We start from the raw sequence: 17790 nt of genomic DNA, 5'->3' as shown, positions 1-17790 counted from the left end.
ACCGGACGCCGTTGCGCTCACGGTGGATTCGGCCGCGCTCGCCAGACGGCGTCCGACGTCACGGACGAAACGCTGTGACCTGCACGGCCTTCCAAGCCGCGTCACACTCCGAAGATGTGGCTCAGCCGCTCTCCTTCGAACAAGAGCAGGAACAAGCCGTAGTACACATCGAGCATCAGAGCATTGTGCACTGCCGCGGTGTCGTACGGCGTCGAGATGCGCGAGTTCGGTCCCACTGAGCGGGTTCGGTGATATTCGGACCATTCGGAATGTGACACGGTTCACGCCATCTTGTTCACCTGTCACTCCGGAGGGCATATGTCCACCTCCCTCGAAGCGACGACACCGTCGGAGCCGGTCGATACGACCGGCCGTCTCGACGGTGCGTCCCCACTGCGCATCTTCACCGTGCTCGCGGTGATCGTGCTGTTCACCGAGGTCGCCCCCATGCAATTCGTCATGGTGTCGGCGGCGCTGCGCCAGATCGCGCCGACCTTCCCCGACCAGGGCGCGAACATCAACTGGGCGATCATCATCTTCGGCGTCATCGGCGCCGCGGCCTCACCGCTCATCGGCAAGATGAGCGACATCTGGGGCAAGAAGCGGATGTTCATGCTCTGCGGGGTGCTGTTCCTGATCGGCTGCGCGCTGTGCGCGATCACCAGCAACTGGATGCTCTTCCTGCTCGGCCGGGGTCTGCAGGCCACCGCGATCGCCACCGCGGTGATCTCCTACGGCCTGATCCGCGACCTCATGCCCCGCAAATATGTGCCGATCGGGCTGGGTGTCGCCTCCACCGGCCTGGGCGTTTCGGCCGTGGCCGGACCGCTGATCGGCGGCTACATCGTCGATCATCACAGCTGGCGGGCGATCTTCTGGTTCCTGTTCGTCTTCACCGTGATCATGCTGCCGCTGGTCGCGCTGATCGTGCCGGAGTCGCGGCTGCGCACGCCGCAGCGGCTGGACTTCATCGGTGCGGTGCTGCTGGCCGCGGGTGCGGTGCTGACGCTGATCTACCTGGACAAGGGGCAGGATTGGGGGTGGGCGAAGCCGTCCACGCTCGCCTGGCTGGTCGGCGGGCTGGTGCTGCTGGCCGCTTTCCCGATCGTGGAAATGCGCGTGCGGCAACCGATCATGGATATGAAGCTGCTGTTCCACCCGCGGGTGAGTGTGGTGCTGTTCGTCGCGCTGCTGGCGTCGTTCACGATCGGATACCAGGGTTACGCGGTGGGGTACATGACCCAGTCGCCGCCCGCGGCGGACGTCACCGCCGGTGTCGTGCAGGGCACGCTCGCCGAGATCCACGCCCAGACCGGGCAGATGTTGCCGGCGCAGGCCGTGCAGGTGAGCCTGAATCCGGGCTACACCTACGGCGACAGTCTGACGCTGCTCGGGTATGCGGTGCACGTGGCCTTGGCGCAGGCGGTGATCGGCATGATCGCCGGGCTGATCGGCGGCTTCTGGATTCGCCGCTCCGGCGCCCGGCTGCCGCTGATGTCGGCGCTGGTGGTGATGGTGCTCAGCGGGCTGGCCTATGCGGTCCTCGATCACGGCTGGAGTGTGATCGCGCTGATCAGCGCCGTGTACGGGCTCGCCTTCGGCCTGTACTACGCCTCGACGCCCAACCTCATCGTGGAGGGCGTCCCGGCCGAACAGCAGGGCATCAGCGCGGGCATGCTCGGGGTGATGCAGTCGATGGGCGCCGCGATCGGCATCGCGGTGGCGACCGCCTTCCTCAACGCCAATCCGGTGCGCGCCGATATCTCGGTGGCGGGAAATCATGTGGCCACCAAGGATATTCCGCTGTTGTTCGCCGACCGCGGATACGAGCTGGGCTTCTACTTCGTGGCTGCGTCCGCGGCGATCGCGCTCGTGGGTGTCGTGTTCATGAAGCACGGTCGCAGCGCGGCCACCGGTGGTACGGCGTACTGATTCCGGGCTGACCGCGGGCGGTGCGGTGACCGGCGACGGCCACCGCACCGCCCGTATGCGTCGAGGTCAGCGGCCGTGCGGATTCGGCAGCGAGCCCGGCAGTTCGAGCGGCAGCGACCCGGGCTCGACGAGTTCGCGGGCGAGCAGATCCGCGATCACGTCGGCGTGCACCGGATGGTGGAAGTACCAGCCCTGGGCGGTATCGCACTGCAGTCCGAGCAGCCGATCGGCTTGATGCCGGGTTTCCACACATTCCGCGGTCACGCTCAGGCCCAGATCGTGGCTGAGGTCGATGATCGTCTCCAGGATCAGCAGATCGCTGCGGCCGACCGTGCCGGCATTGCGGATGCGGTGGATGAACGGCCCGGCCAGTTTCACCACGTGCAGCGGAAGCTGGCCCAGATAGGCGAGATTGGAATAGCCGGTGCCGAAATCGTCGATGGCGATGCGGATTCCGGATTCGGCGAGGGTGTGCAGCGCCTGTAGCGGCCGCCCGATCGCGTGCATGAAGGTGCGCTCGGTGAGTTCCAATTGCAGCCGGTCCGGCGGGATTCCGGTATCGGCCACGATCTTCTGCACCCGTTCGAGCCACGCCGGATCGGCGACCTCCTCCGCCGAGACGTTCACGCTGACCACCGGCGCCTTGTCGCCGAAGCGGTCGCACCAGCGCCGCCCCTCCCGGCACGCCTGCTCGAGCACCACCGTGCCGAGCGCGATGATGTGGCCGCCGCCCTCGGCCAGGTCGATGAACCGTGCGGGACTGAGAATTCCCAGCTGGGGGTGGTGCCAGCGCACCAGCGCCTCCACCGCGACCGGCCGATGGTCGCCGAGATCCACGATCGGCTGGTAGTCGAGGAAGAATTCGCCGCGGGCGAGCGCGCCCGGGAGATCGGCGAGCAGTTCGGCGCGGGTGTGCTCACGGCGGCGCCGGCTGGGGTCGAAGACCGCGTAGCGGCCGCGGCCGTCGGTCTTGGCCCAGTACATGGTCGAATCGGCGGCCTGCAGCAGCTCTTCGGTGGTGGTTTCGGCGGCCTGTTCGGAGATGACGCCGATGCTGACCCCGATCCGCAACCGGTGCCCGTCGATGTCGAACGGCACGGTGAACGCGTCGAGCACCGTGCGGGCGAGGTCGATCAGTTCGCGCCGGCGTCGGGTGCGGGGCACCAGGATGACGAATTCGTCGCCGCCCATGCGGGCCACCAGATTGTTCTCGCCGACCGCGCACGCGCACAGCCGGGCCGCCGCGCGGGTGAGCAGTTCGTCGCCGATGGAATGGCCGAAGGTGTCGTTGACGGCCTTGAAATGGTCGAGGTCGACGTAGCACAGGCCGACGCGCGCGTCCGGGTCGGCGAAGGCCTCGGTGAGGGCGTCGAAGAACCGGGACCGGTTGGCCAGTCCGGTGAGCGGATCGTGATGGGCGCGGTAGCTGAGCCGCTCGCGCAGCTCGCGCTGTTCGGAGATGTCCTCGACCAGGACCAGCGTGTACTGCGGCCGGCCGTGATCGTCACGGATCAGCGAGACGTTGATATTGGTCCACACGGTATGCCCGTCGCGATGACGATAGGCCTTCTCCATCTGCGCATGGTCGTGATCGCCGCGCAGCACACCCGCGTACAGCTCCCACATGCCCGGCGGGTCGTCGGGATGGGTGAGGTCGGTGACCTCGAGTTCGTACATCTGTTCCGGTTCGTAGCCGAGCATGGCGGCGAACGCGTTGTTGACCTCGATGATCCGGCCGGTCATATCCGACAGCCCCGTGCCGATCCCGGCCTGGGAGAACACGGCCCGCAATCGGGCCTCACTGGCACGCAACTGTTCCTCCACCACACTGCGCGCCGCGATGTCGGCGGTGCGCACACTTTCCTGTTCGCTGAGCAGCCAGGCCCGGAACGCTCGCACGTAACCACCGGCGAAGGCGCCGATCAATTCCGCGGCCCGGCCGGAGGCGATGTCGAGTTCGGCGAAGTAGGTGGCCAGCACCGTCATGGTGCGGCCGAGAACCTCGTCGCCGACGAAATGAGCGCGGGCCAGATCGCCGCCCAGTTCGGCGACCCGCGCGGTACCGCCGGAGTCGGCGGCGCCGATCAACCCCCGGGCGAGGGTGAGCAGCAACTGGTGGGCCTCGGAAACGCTCATGGGTACGACGTGATCGCGGACCCCGCCGCCGAGCGCCGCTGCCCATCGGTGCGCCAGGTCGGCGTGCGGACCGTCGTGTTCGGACCCATCCCACGCCATGTCGACGATGGTAGCCGGGGCGTGGACTTCGTGTGAACCGCGGGAGTTTCGCACGTGTGTCGAATACGATTGCGTGGCTTCGCCTTCCGGCGGGGTTCAATTCCGGAGAGGTTGCGATGACCAGACCTAGTTGGGCGCCGGAAGGCATCGACCTGGATCGGCCCAGCGCATCCCGGGTCTACGACTATTTCGTCGGCGGGATGCACAATTTCGAGATCGATCGCACACTGGCCCGCCAGATCGAATCGTTCACTCCGAATGTCGCCGAAACCATGCGCGCCAATCGAGATCTGTTGCGTCGCTGCGTGCGTCATCTGGTCGATGCCGGCGTCACGCAATTCCTGGATCTGGGCTCGGGCATTCCGACCGTCGGCAATGTGCACGAGGTGGCGCAGGCGCGCAATCCGCGGGCGCGGGTCGTCTACGTCGATATCGATCCGGTGGCGGTGGCGCACAGCCGGGCGATTCTGGATGGCAACCCGCATGCGGCGGTCGTGCAGGCCGATGTCGCCCAGCCGGACACGATTCTGAACGATCCGCTGGTGCGGGAGGTGCTGGACTTCGACCGGCCGATCGCCGTATTGCTCTTGGGAGTATTGCATTTCGTCCCGGACGAGGCCGATCCGGCGGGATGTGTGGCACGGCTGCAGCAGGCCGTGGCCCCGGGCAGCTATCTGGCGATCACCCATGCCACCGCCGACGGGCAGCCGGTCGAAGTGCTGGAGGCGCAGAAGCTCTCGGGGCGCACCTCGACCGAGATCGTGCTGCGCGACAGAAACCATATCGCGGGATTCTTCCACGACTGGCCGTTGCTGGAACCAGGACTGGTGCATCTGCCGTTGTGGCGGCCGGACAATCCGGCGGACGTGGGGGAGCATCCCGAATTCTCCGGTGCCTATGGCGGTTTGGCGTTGCTGAGTTGAGCACGACGGTAGGGTGTGGACGCCCGTTTGAATATGGAAGGAATGCGGTGCGTACACCTTTGCTGATGGTTGTGTTCGGTCTGGCGCTGACGGCCGGTGGGGCGAATGCGGTTGCCGGGGCCGACCCGATTCCCGCGGTGCCCGGTGCCGTGCAGGCGGTATCGGAGCCGATCATCGTCGGTACCGACGGCGACGGCGGGACCACGACCCTCGAGGTCGGTCAGGAACTGGCGGTGGCCCTGCCCGACAACCCGACGACCGGTTACGTCTGGCAGATCGGTGAAGTCGACCGCGGGGTGCTCGCCCAGGAGGGTGACCCGGTGTTCCGGCCGGGCAGCTCGATGCCGGGTGCGCCCGGTACCAGCGTGTGGACCTTCACCGCTGCCCGCGCCGGCAGCACCCGGCTGAGCCTGGTGTCGGTGCGGCCGTGGGATCAGGCCAACCCGGGCCAGCGGTTCTCGATGACCGTCACCGTACGGTAATACCCCCCGGTATCGATACGGCCCGTCACCGGAAGGGACGGGCCGTTCGTGTGTCCGGGGACGCCGTACCGGCCGCCGCGCCGCACGAGTATCACCGGTGTGGCGGTTCGTGTCCTGGTGTCGCGGTGGCGTTGTCGTCGAGCAGGCGGCCGTCCGCGAGTCGCAACCGCCGGCTCACCCGCACCTCGGCGAGGAACCGTTCGTCGTGACTGACGACCACGATCGCGCCCTGATAGGACTCCAGGGCGCCGACCAGCTGCCCGACGCTCACCAGATCGAGGTTGTTGGTGGGTTCGTCGAGCAGCAACAGCTGCGGCGCCGGTTCGGCGAACAGCACGCAGGCCAGGGTGGCTCGCAGTCGTTCCCCGCCGGAGAGGACACCGACCGGCAGATGGGCGCGGGAGCCGCGGAACAGGAAGCGCGCCAACAGGTTCATCCGCTGCGCGGCGGGCAGGTGCGGGGCGGCGGCGGCCAGATTCTCGGCCACGGTCCGGTCGGGGTCGAGCAGGTCCAGCCGCTGGGACAGGTAGGCGATGCGACCGTCGGCGCGGGTGACGGTCCCGCTGTCGGGTGTGAGGTCGCCGTGCACGATGCGCAGCAGCGTGGATTTGCCCGCGCCGTTGGGACCGGTCAAGGCGATGCGCTCGGGTCCGCGGATGGCGAGATCGGCGCCTTCGCCGGCGAACAATTCGCGGTCGCCGAAGCGGAACCGGATGTGCTCGGCGGCGAACAGGGTGCGCCCGGCGGGGACCTCGGTCTCGGGCAGGTTCAGCACGATGCGTTGTTCCTCGCGCAACGCCCGCCCGGCTTCGTCGAGGCGGTTCTTCGCGGCGTCGAGACGGGCGCCGTGAGTTTCGTTCGCGCGTCCCGCCGACTGCTGGGCATTGCGTTTCATGGTGCCGGCGAAGATCTTCGGCAGTCCGGCGTTGCCGAGATTGCGTTGCGCGTTGCTCGCCCGGCGCGCGGCGCGTTCGCGGGCCTGCTGCAATTCCCGTTTCTCGCGCTTGACCTCCTGTTCGGCGGTGCGGATGTTCTTCTCCGCGACCGCCTGTTCGGCCTGCACCGCCTGCTCGTAGTCGGTGAAACTGCCCCCGTAGTAACGGATTTCGCCGTCGTGGAGTTCGGCGATGCGATCGGCGCGGTCGAGTAGGGCGCGGTCGTGACTGACCAGCAGCAGGCAGCCGTTCCAGTCGGTGAGCACGTCGTAGAGCTGGTGACGGGCCTCGAGGTCGAGATTGTTGGTCGGTTCGTCGAGCAGCAGTACGTCCGGTCGCCGCAGCAGCTGAGCGGCCAGTCCGAGTGAGACGATCTGGCCGCCGCTGAGGGTGTGCAGCCGCCGGTCGAACGGCAGCTCGCCCAGCCCGAGCCGGTCGAGTTGTGCGCGGGTGCGTTCCTCGATGTCCCAGTCGGTGCCGATGGTGGTGAAGTGCCGCTCGTCGGTGTCGCCGGATTCGACGGCGGCCAGCGCGGCCAGCACCGGTGCGATGCCGAGGACTTCGGCGACGGTCAGCTCTCCGGTCAGGGGCAGATTCTGCGGCAGGTATCCGAGAATGCCGTCGACGGTGATGCTGCCCGCCGACGGGGTCAGCTCGCCGGCGATCAGCCGCAGCAGGGTGGTCTTTCCGGCGCCGTTGGGAGCGACCAGGCCGGTCCGCCCGCCCGGCACGCTGAAGGACAGCTCCCGGAACACCGCGGTGTCGTCGGGCCAGGTGAACGACAGATTCGAACAGACGATGAAGGCATCGGACATGAGTGAGACCTCGAAAGTCGTTGTGGCACGGGACGACCGCGCCACAGGGTGATCGGGTGAACGACGACATGGCCACGTCGGCGGCGCCGCATGCGCCTACCGGTGGCCGTGACTTCCGGGTCTATCCGGAGATGTCGAGTTCACCAACCATGTCTGGTCTCCTTGATCTACCGACTCCGCCCGACGATAACAGCCGGACCGGATCTCGGCGAAAAAGGCGAGGTCGGATTGTCCTCGTGCGTTGACAGGTCGCCGCGACAACCGTAATCTTGACAGTGTCAAGATGGACCGATCCGAAGGGTGTCTCATGGCCCCGCTCGTCGTACTCGTCGTCGTCACCGCACTGGCCCGGCTCGCCGGTGCGATCGACCTCGCCGGCTGGCTCGATTCGTGGCCGCACGCCCTGCGCGTCGGGCTGGCCGCGATGTTCCTGCTGACCGCGTCGGCGCACTTCCAGCAGCCGCGGCGCGACGCGCTGATCGCGATGGTCCCGCCCGGGCTGCCGTCGGCTGCCGGATTGGTGACGCTGACCGGTGTCCTCGAGGCGGCGGGCGCGGTCGGACTCCTGATACCGCCGGTCGCGCCCGTCGCCGCCGCCGGTCTGGTCGTACTGCTGATCGTGATGTTCCCGGCGAATGTGCGGGCCGCCCGGGCCGATCTGGGCATCAAGACCATGCCGCTGCCGTTGCGCACGGCCGTTCAGGTGGTGTTCATCGCCGCTGCCGTCGTGGCGGCGTTGTGATCCGTTCCCGGCCGGTGATCGCGCACTGGAGTCCGCTCGGCCATCCGGAGAACCGATAGTGTCGACAGCGCGCCGAGGTCGCTCGGCGTGTTGCTATCGCCCCGCGGTGACCGGCGTCGCCGGGCGCCGGGACCGGACAGGAGTGTTCACGGATGTCGCTGGTCGGCCGGGAATCGGAACTCAAATATCTGGACGAAGCGATCGCCGGCATCGAGGAGCGCGGCGGCGCCGTCGTCGTCGCGGGCGAAGCGGGGATCGGTAAAACCGCACTGCTGCAGGCGGTTACGGCGATGGCCACACTGGCCGGCGTCCGGACCGTGGCCGTGACCGCGACCGAGGCCGAACAGCAGCTGCCGTATGCGGGATTGCACCAGATCGTCTTCCCGCTGCGGTCCGGTCTCGATGCGCTGCCGCCCACGCACGCCGCGGCGCTGAACGCCGCGCTCGGATTCACGGACGCGGCCGCACCGAACGAATATCTGATCGGTTCGGCGCTGCTGACCCTGCTGAGCGATCGGGCGGCTGAACAACCGCTGCTGCTGGTGGTGGAGGACCTGCACTGGCTCGATGCCGCCACCGCGGGGGTGCTCGCCTTCCTCGCGCGCCGCCTGGAATCCGAGCCGATTCTGCTGGTCGCCTCCACCCGGGACGCGGATACGGCGCTGACGCCGGCCGGATATGCGACCCTGGCGCTGTCACGGCTGGCCGAGGAGGAGGCGCGGCAGCTGCTCGACACCGCCGCCCCCGGCCTCGACGATCGCCGACGGGAACGCGTGCTGGCGGCCGCGGCCGGAAATCCCTTGGCGCTGAAAGAATTACCGTCGGTCGCCGACCGGCCGGACGTGCCGCTGCCGCTCACCGAGCGTCTGGAACGCGCATTCGGTCTGCGCGCCGATCAGTTGCCCGAGACGACCCGCACCGCCCTCCTGCTCGCCGCGCTCGACGAACTCTCGGTGGCGCAGACGCTGGGGGCCGCCGCACTGCTGACCGACGGTCCGGTCGAGGATGCGGAGCTGATCCCCGCCGTCGCGGCCGGGCTGATCGAGATCGATTCCGGCGCAGTGCGATTCCGTCACCCGCTGATGCGTTCCGCGATTCCCGCCGCGGCGCCACCGGCCGCCCGCCGCGCCGCCCACCGTGCCCTGGCCTCGATCCTGCGCGATCAACCGGATCGCGCCGCGCGCCATCACGCGGCCGCCGTCGTCGGACCGGACGACACCGCCGCCGCGGAACTCGAGGCCGCGGCCGAGCGGGCGTTGCGCCGGGGTGGGGTCGCGGCGGCGATCACGACCCTGGAACATGCCGCGCGTCTGACCGGAACACCGGCAGTGCGGGTGGGGCGACTGTTGCGCGCGGCCGAACTGGCGGTGGAATCCGGTGCGCGCGAAACCGTCGATCGGCTGCTGCGGGAAGCCGGACGCCAGGATCTCGACTCACGCCGGCGCGCCTTGGCGACATGGCTGGTGAGCGGATTCGACGACGGCGTCGGCGAGGATCCGGCTCGCACGACCGAACTCGCGAATCTGGCCGAAACCGTTGCGGCGGAAGGTGATCGGGATTTGTCGATGCGCATTCTGTGGGGGACCGCCATGCGCTGCTTCTGGTCCGAGCCCGGTCCCGACGCGCGCCGCGCACTGCTGGCGGTCGCCGACGGCATGGGCCTGCCCGCCGGCGATCCGCGGCTCGTCGCGATCACCGCCTACGTGGCCCCTTTCGAGCGCGGCGCGACGGTCTCCGGCGAACTGCGCGCACTGGCCGGGCGAACCGGCGCCGACCCGGAGGTCGACCGCTACCTCGGCAGCGCGGCACTGCAGATCGGCGACTTCGCGCTGGCCGGCCGCTTCTCCGCGACGGCTATCACCGGCCTGCGGGAACAGGGCAGGCTCGGCCTGCTGACCAGGGCGCTGGCGGTGCGGGCCTGGAGTTGTGCGCGCACCGGCGATCTGGCGGGCGGTGCGACGGCCGCGGCCGAGGCCGGGCGCCTCGGACCCGAAACCGGACAGCACTTCATGTACGGTCTCGCCGTCGCCGTCGCGGCCGAAATCGCCGCGCTGCGAGGCGATTTCGATGATGCCGTGAAACGGGCGGAGGAGGCCGAACGGATCGGCGCGGCCGCCGGGGCGCGACCGGTGCTGGCGACCGTGCAACGGGCCCGCGCTCTCGTCGCGCTCGGACAGGGCCGCTACGACGACGCGCTCGCCGACCTGCGCCGGATTCTCGACCCCGCCGACCCGGCCTACCAGCTCGCCCTGCGCGCCTACATCGTCGGCGATCTGGTCGAAGCGGCGGTGCGCGCCGGACGCGTCGAGGAGGCGGAGGAGATCGTGCGCGAATTCGAGCAGCAGGCGCCGCGTACTCCGTCGCCGGCTCTGCACGTCGGCCTGCGCTACGCCCGTGCCCTGCTCGCCCCGGCCGAGTCCGCGGAGGAACTGTTCACCGCCGCACTCGACGGCGATCCGGACGGGTGGCCGCTCGAACGCGCCCGCGTCCAGCTCGCCTTCGGGGAGTGGCTGCGCCGGCAGCGGCGCATCGTCGAGTCGCGTGCCCATCTGCGCGCGGCCCGCGACACCTTCGACGCGCTGGGCGCGCGGCCGTGGGGTGAGCGGGCGCGCCGCGAACTGCGGGGTGCGGGGGAGAGCAGCCCGCGCCGTGACCCCGACGCGCGCGACAGCCTGACCCCGCACGAACTGGGTATCGCGCAGCTGGCCGCCGAAGGGCTCACCAATCGGGAGATCGGGCAGCGACTGTATCTGTCGCATCGCACCGTCAGCACGCACCTGCACCGCATCTTCCCGAAACTCGGCGTCACCTCCCGCGCCGAACTGGCCGACGCGCTGCGCACGGCGGCGGATCCGGTGACGTAGTCCGGGCGCGATGACGTACGCACATACCGTCATCCGACGGGCGCGACCGCACACCGGTGCCACCTACCGTTTGTCCTATCGAAGCCGTGGCAGTGGGCGCGGCGGACGAGGACACGGGAGATGAGCAGATGTTCACCAAGAAGCGATTCGCGCAGATCATCGCTGCGGCGGCGGTAGTCGCGTCACTGGCGGCGTGCTCGTCGGGAACGGATGCGCAGGCTCCCGCCGCTCCGGCGAGCGCAGCGGGCGTCGGCGCCGGTGAACACACCACGCTCGGTCCCATCAAGCACATCACCGCCGGTGTCCTCGACACCGCCTACGTCGAATACGGTCCGGAAAACGGCCCGGCGGTCGTGCTGATCCACGGCTGGCCCTACGACCCGGCGAGCTACATCGACGTCGGCCCGCGGCTGGCCGCTCAGGGCTACCGGGTGATCGTGCCGTATCTGCGCGGCTACGGTCCGACGCGATTCCTGTCTCCGGCCACCGTGCGCAACGGCGAGCAGGCGGCGGTCGCGCACGACATCGTCGCGCTCATGGACGCCCTGCACATCGACAAGGCGGTGTTCGGTGGATACGACTGGGGGGCAAGGACTGCCGACGTGATCGCGGCGCTGTGGCCGCAGCGGGTGAAGGCGCTGGTGGCCGTGAGTGGATATCTGATCACCGATGTCGCGGCAAATCAACAGCCGCTCGCGCCGGCCGCGGAGGCCGGCTGGTGGTACCAGTACTACTTCGCCACCGACCGCGGCGTGCTCGGCTACCGCCGCAACGTCCACGACTTCGACAAGTACATCTGGAAGACCGCCTCGCCGAAGTGGAACTTCGACGACGCCACCTACGACCGCAGCGCCGCCTCGTTCGACAATCCCGACCATGTCGACGTCGTGATCTCCAACTACCGCTGGCGCCTGGGTCTGGTCCCCGGCGAACCGCAGTACGCCGCGGAAGAGACCGCGCTGGCCCAGGGGCCGGCGATCACCGTCCCGACCGTCACCATCGGCAGCGATTTCGACGGCGCCAATGCCGACGGCAAGAGCTACCGCGCGAAGTTCACCGGCAAGTACGAGCACCGCACGCTGCCCGGGGTCGGCCACGACGTCCCGCAGGAAGCGCCCGCGGCCTTCGCGCAGGCCGTGATCGACGCCGATCATCTCTGAAACTCGCTCGCAGACAGCAGAACACCCGCGCCGCGATGATGCGGCGCGGGTGTTCGAGCGTCGGGTCAGGGCAGCGGGATCCACTGGCCGAACAGCCAGAAGCCGTGCTGGGCCGGCTGCGGGTTCGGCTGCTGATTCTGATGCTGCTGCGTCGGCTGATGCTGTTCGGGAGCCGGTTGCTGCTGGTGGCCGGGGTCGGCGCTGGCGACACCGGCACCGATTCCGACCGTCGCGAGCGCCACGCCCCCGGCCACCGTCGCCTTCGCGAGCTTCGACTTCATCTTCACCGTGAATTCTCCTTCGGCACATTCGGTTCGGGTACGCACCGATCCTGTGCGGCGTGGATGTGTGCGCCCGCGGTCTCGCCTGTGCGGCGGCTATGACTGTGTCGCGAGGGGGCGTAGACGGGTGAGCACCTCACGGTCGCCACGTGTGGTGAGGCCGATCCGCTGCGCCACCTCGAGATCGATCACACCGGTGAGCAGGCCGAGAACCGCATTGGCAGGTCCGTCGAGGACCAGATCGGCCGCCTCGGTGCCGCCGACGCGGGTCCGGACGCGGCCCGCGCCGATATCGACGACAGCGTGCACGTCGTCGACGACGAGCTGAATCACCACCGGTGCGGCCGCGGGGTCGGCGTCGGCGGTGAACCAGGTGGGTACGTAGGCCAGCCACTGCGGGAGGAATGTGTCCGTCGGGGCGACCGTATCCATGTACCTCAGACCCCAGCGCCCGAGTGCGCGCAGGGCGGGTTCGAGTTCCCGCCCGGTCTCGGTGAGCCGATAGAGCGCCGTCGCGACGGGCGGCGGCGCATCCTCGCGGTCGATCAACCCGGCGTCCCCCAGGTCGCGGAGGCGGGTGGACAGCAGATTCGCGGCGATGCCGGGCAGCCCGTTCTTGAGGTCGGTGAATCGGCACGGCCCCTGGATCAGCAGTTCGCGCACGATCAACAGGGTCCAGCGATCGCCCACCACATCCAGGGCGCGAGCGATCGAACAGTACTGGCCGTAGCTTCGCATGCGTCCACTATATCGTTTAAGTAGCTTTTCTGAATTTGTTAGTTGAAAAACTCTACTTTGCAGTTCTAGCATGAAAGGCAAGGTCGGTCGCCCAGTGGCCGGGAATTCCTCTGTATCGGAGTAGACGCATGACTCGCACTCAGATCCCCGCCCAGTACGCCACCGGCGCGGCCCGGACCGATATCGAACGGGCACTGCTCGCCGCCGGCAAGGATCTCGACGGGCTGCGGCTCGATGATCTGGCGATGCTCGAGGACTTTCACACCAGCGGCCGCGTCGCCACCGGCGAGCTGGCCGACCTTGTCGAAATAACTTCTGCCACAGCGGTTCTCGACGCCGGCACCGGCATCGGCGGCACCGCCCGATACCTGGCGGACCGATTCGGATGCCGGGTCACCGGCGTCGACATGGTGGAGGAGTACTGCGAGATCGCCCGCTGGCTCGACCGGCTCGCCGGCCTGGACGATCGAATCGCCGTGCGGTGCGCCGATGTCACCGCACTGCCGTTCCCGGACGGCGCTTTCCAGGTCGTATTCAGTCAGCACGTCCAGATGAACATCGCCGACAAGGAGGGCCTCTACCACGAAATGCGCCGGGTGCTGGTGCGTGGGGGACGGCTCGCACTCTGGGACATCACCACCTCCGGCGCCGGTGAACCCGACTATCCGCTCCCGTGGGCCGACAGTCCCGGCTTCGGGCACCTCATCACCCCCGTCGCCCTGCGCGCGGTGATCGAGGCGGCCGGATTCGCCGTCGAGCGGTGGGACGACCGCACCGACGAAGCCGTGGCCGTGATGCGCATGGTGCGGGAGCTGCCGGCGAGCCCGCTCGGCCTGCACGCCTTCGTGCCCGACTTCGCTACGCGCGCAGCACATCTCACCGATGCGCTGGCCGACGGGCGACTGCGGGCGATACGGGCGGTGGCGCGGGCGCGGTGACCGGTCAGCGCGTCAGCGCTGCGCCCCGGGTGGCCAGGTAGTCGCGTTCGCGCTGGTTTTCGGTGAGGCGGGCGGCGGTCTCGAAGTCGCGTCTCGCCTCGCCCGTCCGGCCCAGTCGGGCGAGCAGATCCGCGCGCACGGCATGGAAGAGGTAGTGCTCGGTCAGCTCCAGGTCGTCGACGAGGCTCAGTGCCGCGGCCGGTCCGTCGACCTCGGCCACCGCCACCGCTCGATGAAGTGCCACAACCGGATTCGGGTCGAGGCGCGTCAACCGGTCGTAGAGCGCGAGGATCTGCGTCCAGTCGGTGACCGCATCGGTGTGCGCGGCATTGATCGCGGCGAGCAACTGGCACCGGCCGGGCCGGTTGCGGCGCAGGCAGGCGCGGACGATGGCCCGGCCCTCCGCGACCAGTGCGGTATCCCAGCGGCCGCGGTCCTGGTCGCCGAGCCGGACCAAAGCGCCGGCCGCATCGGTGCGGGCATCGCGGCGAGCGTGGGTGAGCAACATGAGGGCGAGCAGGCCCGCCGCCTCCGGTTCGTCGGGCATCGACGCGACCAGCGCGCGAGTGAGCCGGACGGCCTCCTCGCACAGGTCCGCGCGCAGCAGTTCCGCGCCCGACGATGCGACATATCCCTCGTTGAAGATGAGAAACAGTGTGGCGAGAACGGAGTCGAGCCGTTCGGGCAGATCGGCCTCGCCGGGCACCCGGTAGGGGATGCGGGCGTCGCGAATCTTGGCCTTCGCGCGGGCCAGCCGCTGCGCCATCGTCGTCTCCCGGACCAGGAACGCACGAGCGATTTCGGGGGTCGTCAGGCCGCCCAGCAGCCGCAGGGTGAGCGCGACCTGTGCGGGCCGGTTCAGCGCCGGATGGCAGCAGGTGAAGATCAGCCGGAGTCGCTCGTCGGGCACGGCGCTCTCCTCGATGTCGTCGGGCGGGGCGTGCACGATCGCCGCCTCGGCGTACTTGCCGGGCCGGGCCGATTCGCGACGCAGTTGGTCGATGGCTCGGCGCCGGGCGGTGGTGATGATCCAGCCGGCCGGACTCGGCGGCGGCCCGTCCTGCGGCCAGCGATGCAGCGCGATGGCGAAGGCGTCGGCGACCGCGTCCTCGGCCAGGTCGATATCGCCGAGCACGCGGATCAGCACGGCGACGGCCCGGCCGTATTCGGCGCGGAAGACGGTGGCGATCTGCTCCGGTGTCATCGCGTCAGAACGGCGGAACGTCCTGGAACGGGCGGATTTCGATCGGCAATGTGGTGGCCGCCGCGGCCTTGCGTCCCCAAGCCAGCGCAGCATCCAGATCGGGCGCGGTGATCACCCAGATCCCACCGATATGTTCCTTGCCCTCCAGATAGGGCCCGTCGGTGATCAACCGGTCGGCTCGCACCACGGTCGCGCTGTCGGGCCCGTGCAGGCCGCCGGTGAACACCCACGACCCGCTGTCGCGCAGTTCCTCATTGAGCCGGTGCAGGTCGGCCATGATCCGGTCCATGGTCTCGGCATCGGGCGCACCCCCGTCGGGCTGGTAGATCGAGAGCAGATACTCGGGCACGGCCCTCTCCTCAGCGCCGGGCGTAGCGGGCGATGATCACGCCCGTGGTGGTCGCGACGCTACCGAGGAGGCGAAATTCGGTCAACGGCGCGGCACCCTCGAACAACCTGGTCCCCGCACCGAGGGTGAGCGGGTGGATCACCAGCGTGTACCGATCGATCAACCCCGCGCCGTGCAGGCTGCGCACCAGGGCCGCGCTGCCGATGATCGACAGATTCTTCCCCGGGCGCGACTTCACTTCGCGCACGGTTCGAGTCGCGTCGCCGCGCAGCAGGATCGAGTTCTGCCACGCGTCGACGTCGTCGAGGCCGGTCGACGCGACGTACTTCGTCGCCGCGTTCATATGTTCGCTGTAGGGGTTGTCGTCCGCCCGTCCCCATACCGTGGTGAAGTCCTCCCAGGTGCGCCGCCCGAACAACATGTCGCCGGGCTGTGCCATATCCCTGCCCATTTCACGGGCGAGTACGTCGTCGTGAAATCGCTGCCCCCAGCCGCCGAACGGAAAACCGCCCCGGGTGTCCTCGTCCGCGCGTCCGAGCCCCTGGACGACACCGTCGAGCGTGACGTTCATCGTCACCGTGATCGTTCGCATCGCGCTGTTCCTCTCGATTCCGGGGACGCGCACGATCGCGACCCTCACCTCCCATACGAACGGGTGTCGCCGAAATCGACATCGCGCGAAGAATCGTTCGAATCGGTGGCAGCCATCCGACCTGAGCGCCGCCGGCTACGGCTTCGGATTCGGTGCGGGCGTGGGTTTTCGCGATCGCGTGGCGAGCGCTGAGCGCTCGGCCGCGATCTGGGCGTGGAGGGCGTGGCATCGGCGCAGCACGTCGGCGCGGTCGGGTTCCTCCGGTATGAGCGGGACCGCGTGCTCGATCATCGTCGCCTGTTCGAGGATCACCCGGAGCCGGTCGGGATCGGTGACGCGGTCGGAGATCTGCGCCAGCGCGTCGAGCTGGCGGATCATCACCGCCGGTTGCCCGGCACCGGCCTGGCGGATCTTCTCGAAGGCGCGCTGAACCAGCCGCTCGTAGCTGACCTGCGCGGCGAGTACCCGGATGTGACCGTCCTTGTCGCGGCGCACCGGATTCGGTTCCCAGGTGACCGCGATCCGCGACAGGCAGTCGCCGAGCCAGTCGATACACGTCAGCACCGTGAACGTGTCGTTGGTCGCGGAGGCGAGCGCGCGCAGTGCGACCTCGACGATCTGATCGACACCGAAGGACACGTCCTGTACCAGGCTGCGCATCGAGCCGGTGACGTGGCCGCGGGAGAACTTCTTCTCGATCCCCTTCGCGGCCTGCGCCGGCCAGACTCGCGCGATCACCTGCCCCTCGGTGACGAAATGTCCTGGGCGATAAGGCAAATGGATGACCGCATCCGCCTCGGCGGCCAGCCGGACCAGCCGCTCGTAGCGGATGTACTGGAGATATCCGCTGTTGGAGGTGCGCACCTCTCCGCCGGACCGGGCCAGCAGATCGCGAAGTTCACGCGCCGACGGACCGTGTTTCGCCCCGCCCGCGGTGGTGTCGGCGTTGGCGGCGACCGCCGTGCGCACTTCGCGCGCGATGTCGGCGACCACATTCGGCAATTGGATCTGCCCGCCGATGTGATTGATGAAGTAGATGAGCACCGCCAGATCGACCACCAGCGAACCGATCGATACCGTGGCGCTGATGTGCGGAACGAAATCCTCGCCGACCGACACCAGCGCCGCGATGGCGTAGACGAAGGTCGCGACGAAGGTACCGAGTGTCATCTGGGTGCCGCGGTCGCGGATGAAATTGCGCAGCATGCGCGGCCCGAACTGGGTGGAGGCCAGCGTCAGCGCGAGGATCGTGATCGAGAAGACGACACCGACGACGGTGATGATCGCGGCGGCGATGGAGGTCAGGACCTGGCGTGCCGCATCGGGCGTGCCGCCCAGCACCCAGGTGGGCAGGGTCGTGCCGCTGTGGTAGGCCGCGCGGTCGAGGGTGAAGGTCAGTGCGAACAGCGCTACCGCGGCCAGGACTTCCAGGGTCGGGACGAACCAGAGATTGGTGCGTAGCCGTTCCCGCCATCGGTCCGCCTCGAGCGAGATCCCGTGCACGCTGGACCTCCTTGCGCTCTCGCCGACGGCGACTCTCGGCCTGTCGCCCCGAACCTACCTCCACTTCTCGGCGAAGATCGAATTGTCGCGCGGCGTC

The 17790-nt window shown here is 68.8% G+C and carries 16 protein-coding genes; 7 read left to right on the top strand and 9 right to left on the bottom strand.

All coding sequences use genetic code 11. From position 1 onward, the window contains the following. Positions 1–101: 101 nt before the first annotated feature. Positions 102–236 (bottom strand): hypothetical protein, encoded by a 135-nt coding sequence (locus tag NMI01S_RS36300; RefSeq protein ID WP_281186781.1) that lies wholly within the window; start codon positions 234–236, stop codon positions 102–104. An 82-nt stretch (positions 237–318) separates the two neighbouring features. Here NMI01S_RS36300 and NMI01S_RS27865 point away from each other — a divergent pair, with 82 nt between their 5' ends. Beyond that, positions 319–1932, top strand: a complete 1614-nt coding sequence (locus NMI01S_RS27865; protein WP_063001677.1) for an MFS transporter — start codon at positions 319–321, stop codon at positions 1930–1932. Positions 1933–1998: 66 nt separating this feature from the next. Here NMI01S_RS27865 and NMI01S_RS27860 read toward each other — a convergent pair whose 3' ends face one another. Beyond that, positions 1999–4167 (bottom strand): putative bifunctional diguanylate cyclase/phosphodiesterase, encoded by a 2169-nt coding sequence (locus tag NMI01S_RS27860; RefSeq protein ID WP_063920876.1) that lies wholly within the window; start codon positions 4165–4167, stop codon positions 1999–2001. 116 nt (positions 4168–4283) lie between these two features. Between NMI01S_RS27860 and NMI01S_RS27855 the strand changes: the two genes are divergently transcribed. Then, positions 4284–5090: an SAM-dependent methyltransferase gene (locus tag NMI01S_RS27855; protein ID WP_063001676.1), complete on the top strand. Its 807-nt coding sequence runs from the start codon at positions 4284–4286 to the stop codon at positions 5088–5090. Between the two features lie 47 nt (positions 5091–5137). Continuing rightward, complete coding sequence (locus NMI01S_RS27850) at positions 5138–5572, top strand: protease inhibitor I42 family protein (RefSeq protein ID WP_157126404.1); 435 nt, start codon at positions 5138–5140, stop codon at positions 5570–5572. A 91-nt stretch (positions 5573–5663) separates the two neighbouring features. Here the strand turns inward: NMI01S_RS27850 and abc-f are convergent, their stop codons facing one another. Continuing rightward, positions 5664–7322 carry a ribosomal protection-like ABC-F family protein gene (gene abc-f, locus NMI01S_RS27845; protein WP_063001674.1) on the bottom strand — a complete coding sequence of 553 codons (1659 nt, stop codon included), beginning with the start codon at positions 7320–7322 and terminating at the stop codon, positions 5664–5666. Between the two features lie 307 nt (positions 7323–7629). On the opposite strand from abc-f, the gene NMI01S_RS27840 reads away from it, so the two are divergent. The 3 genes from NMI01S_RS27840 to NMI01S_RS27830 all read left to right on the top strand — a co-directional run bounded on the left by NMI01S_RS27840 (position 7630) and on the right by NMI01S_RS27830 (position 12088). After that, positions 7630–8064, top strand: coding sequence for a DoxX family protein (locus NMI01S_RS27840; RefSeq protein ID WP_063001673.1), 435 nt, complete (start codon positions 7630–7632; stop codon positions 8062–8064). Between the two features lie 152 nt (positions 8065–8216). Next, a complete protein-coding gene (locus tag NMI01S_RS27835) occupies positions 8217–10928 on the top strand; it encodes an AAA family ATPase (protein ID WP_063001672.1) in 2712 nt (903 codons plus the stop codon). Positions 10929–11056: 128 nt separating this feature from the next. Beyond that, positions 11057–12088: an alpha/beta fold hydrolase gene (locus NMI01S_RS27830; protein ID WP_063001730.1), complete on the top strand. Its 1032-nt coding sequence runs from the start codon at positions 11057–11059 to the stop codon at positions 12086–12088. Positions 12089–12153: 65 nt separating this feature from the next. Here the strand turns inward: NMI01S_RS27830 and NMI01S_RS27825 are convergent, their stop codons facing one another. Both NMI01S_RS27825 and NMI01S_RS27820 read right to left on the bottom strand, forming a co-directional pair. After that, the gene (locus tag NMI01S_RS27825) at positions 12154–12369 is read right to left on the bottom strand and encodes a hypothetical protein (RefSeq protein WP_063001729.1); all 216 of its coding nucleotides are present in this window, start codon (positions 12367–12369) and stop codon (positions 12154–12156) included. A gap of 96 nt (positions 12370–12465) precedes the next feature. Further along, positions 12466–13107 (bottom strand): winged helix-turn-helix transcriptional regulator, encoded by a 642-nt coding sequence (locus tag NMI01S_RS27820; RefSeq protein ID WP_063001671.1) that lies wholly within the window; start codon positions 13105–13107, stop codon positions 12466–12468. Between the two features lie 128 nt (positions 13108–13235). Here NMI01S_RS27820 and NMI01S_RS27815 point away from each other — a divergent pair, with 128 nt between their 5' ends. Beyond that, the gene (locus NMI01S_RS27815; protein ID WP_063001670.1) at positions 13236–14045 is read left to right on the top strand and encodes a class I SAM-dependent methyltransferase; all 810 of its coding nucleotides are present in this window, start codon (positions 13236–13238) and stop codon (positions 14043–14045) included. A gap of 4 nt (positions 14046–14049) precedes the next feature. Here the strand turns inward: NMI01S_RS27815 and NMI01S_RS27810 are convergent, their stop codons facing one another. The 4 genes from NMI01S_RS27810 to NMI01S_RS27795 all read right to left on the bottom strand — a co-directional run bounded on the left by NMI01S_RS27810 (position 14050) and on the right by NMI01S_RS27795 (position 17693). Continuing rightward, the gene (locus NMI01S_RS27810; RefSeq protein ID WP_063001669.1) at positions 14050–15249 is read right to left on the bottom strand and encodes an RNA polymerase sigma factor; all 1200 of its coding nucleotides are present in this window, start codon (positions 15247–15249) and stop codon (positions 14050–14052) included. A gap of 4 nt (positions 15250–15253) precedes the next feature. Beyond that, entirely contained in the window at positions 15254–15598 is a 345-nt protein-coding gene (locus NMI01S_RS27805; RefSeq protein ID WP_063001668.1) for a YciI family protein, read from the bottom strand. Positions 15599–15608: 10 nt separating this feature from the next. Continuing rightward, positions 15609–16190, bottom strand: coding sequence for a dihydrofolate reductase family protein (locus NMI01S_RS27800; RefSeq protein WP_063001728.1), 582 nt, complete (start codon positions 16188–16190; stop codon positions 15609–15611). Positions 16191–16325: 135 nt separating this feature from the next. Further along, entirely contained in the window at positions 16326–17693 is a 1368-nt protein-coding gene (locus tag NMI01S_RS27795) for a DUF2254 domain-containing protein (RefSeq protein WP_084513340.1), read from the bottom strand. Between the last annotated feature and the right edge of the window lie 97 nt (positions 17694–17790).

The organism is Nocardia mikamii NBRC 108933, assembly GCF_001613505.1.
GTDB classification, from domain to species: Bacteria; Actinomycetota; Actinomycetes; order Mycobacteriales; family Mycobacteriaceae; genus Nocardia; species Nocardia mikamii.
Note: the sequence above shows the minus strand (reverse complement) of the source record. Positions and strands in the feature narration are given on the sequence as shown.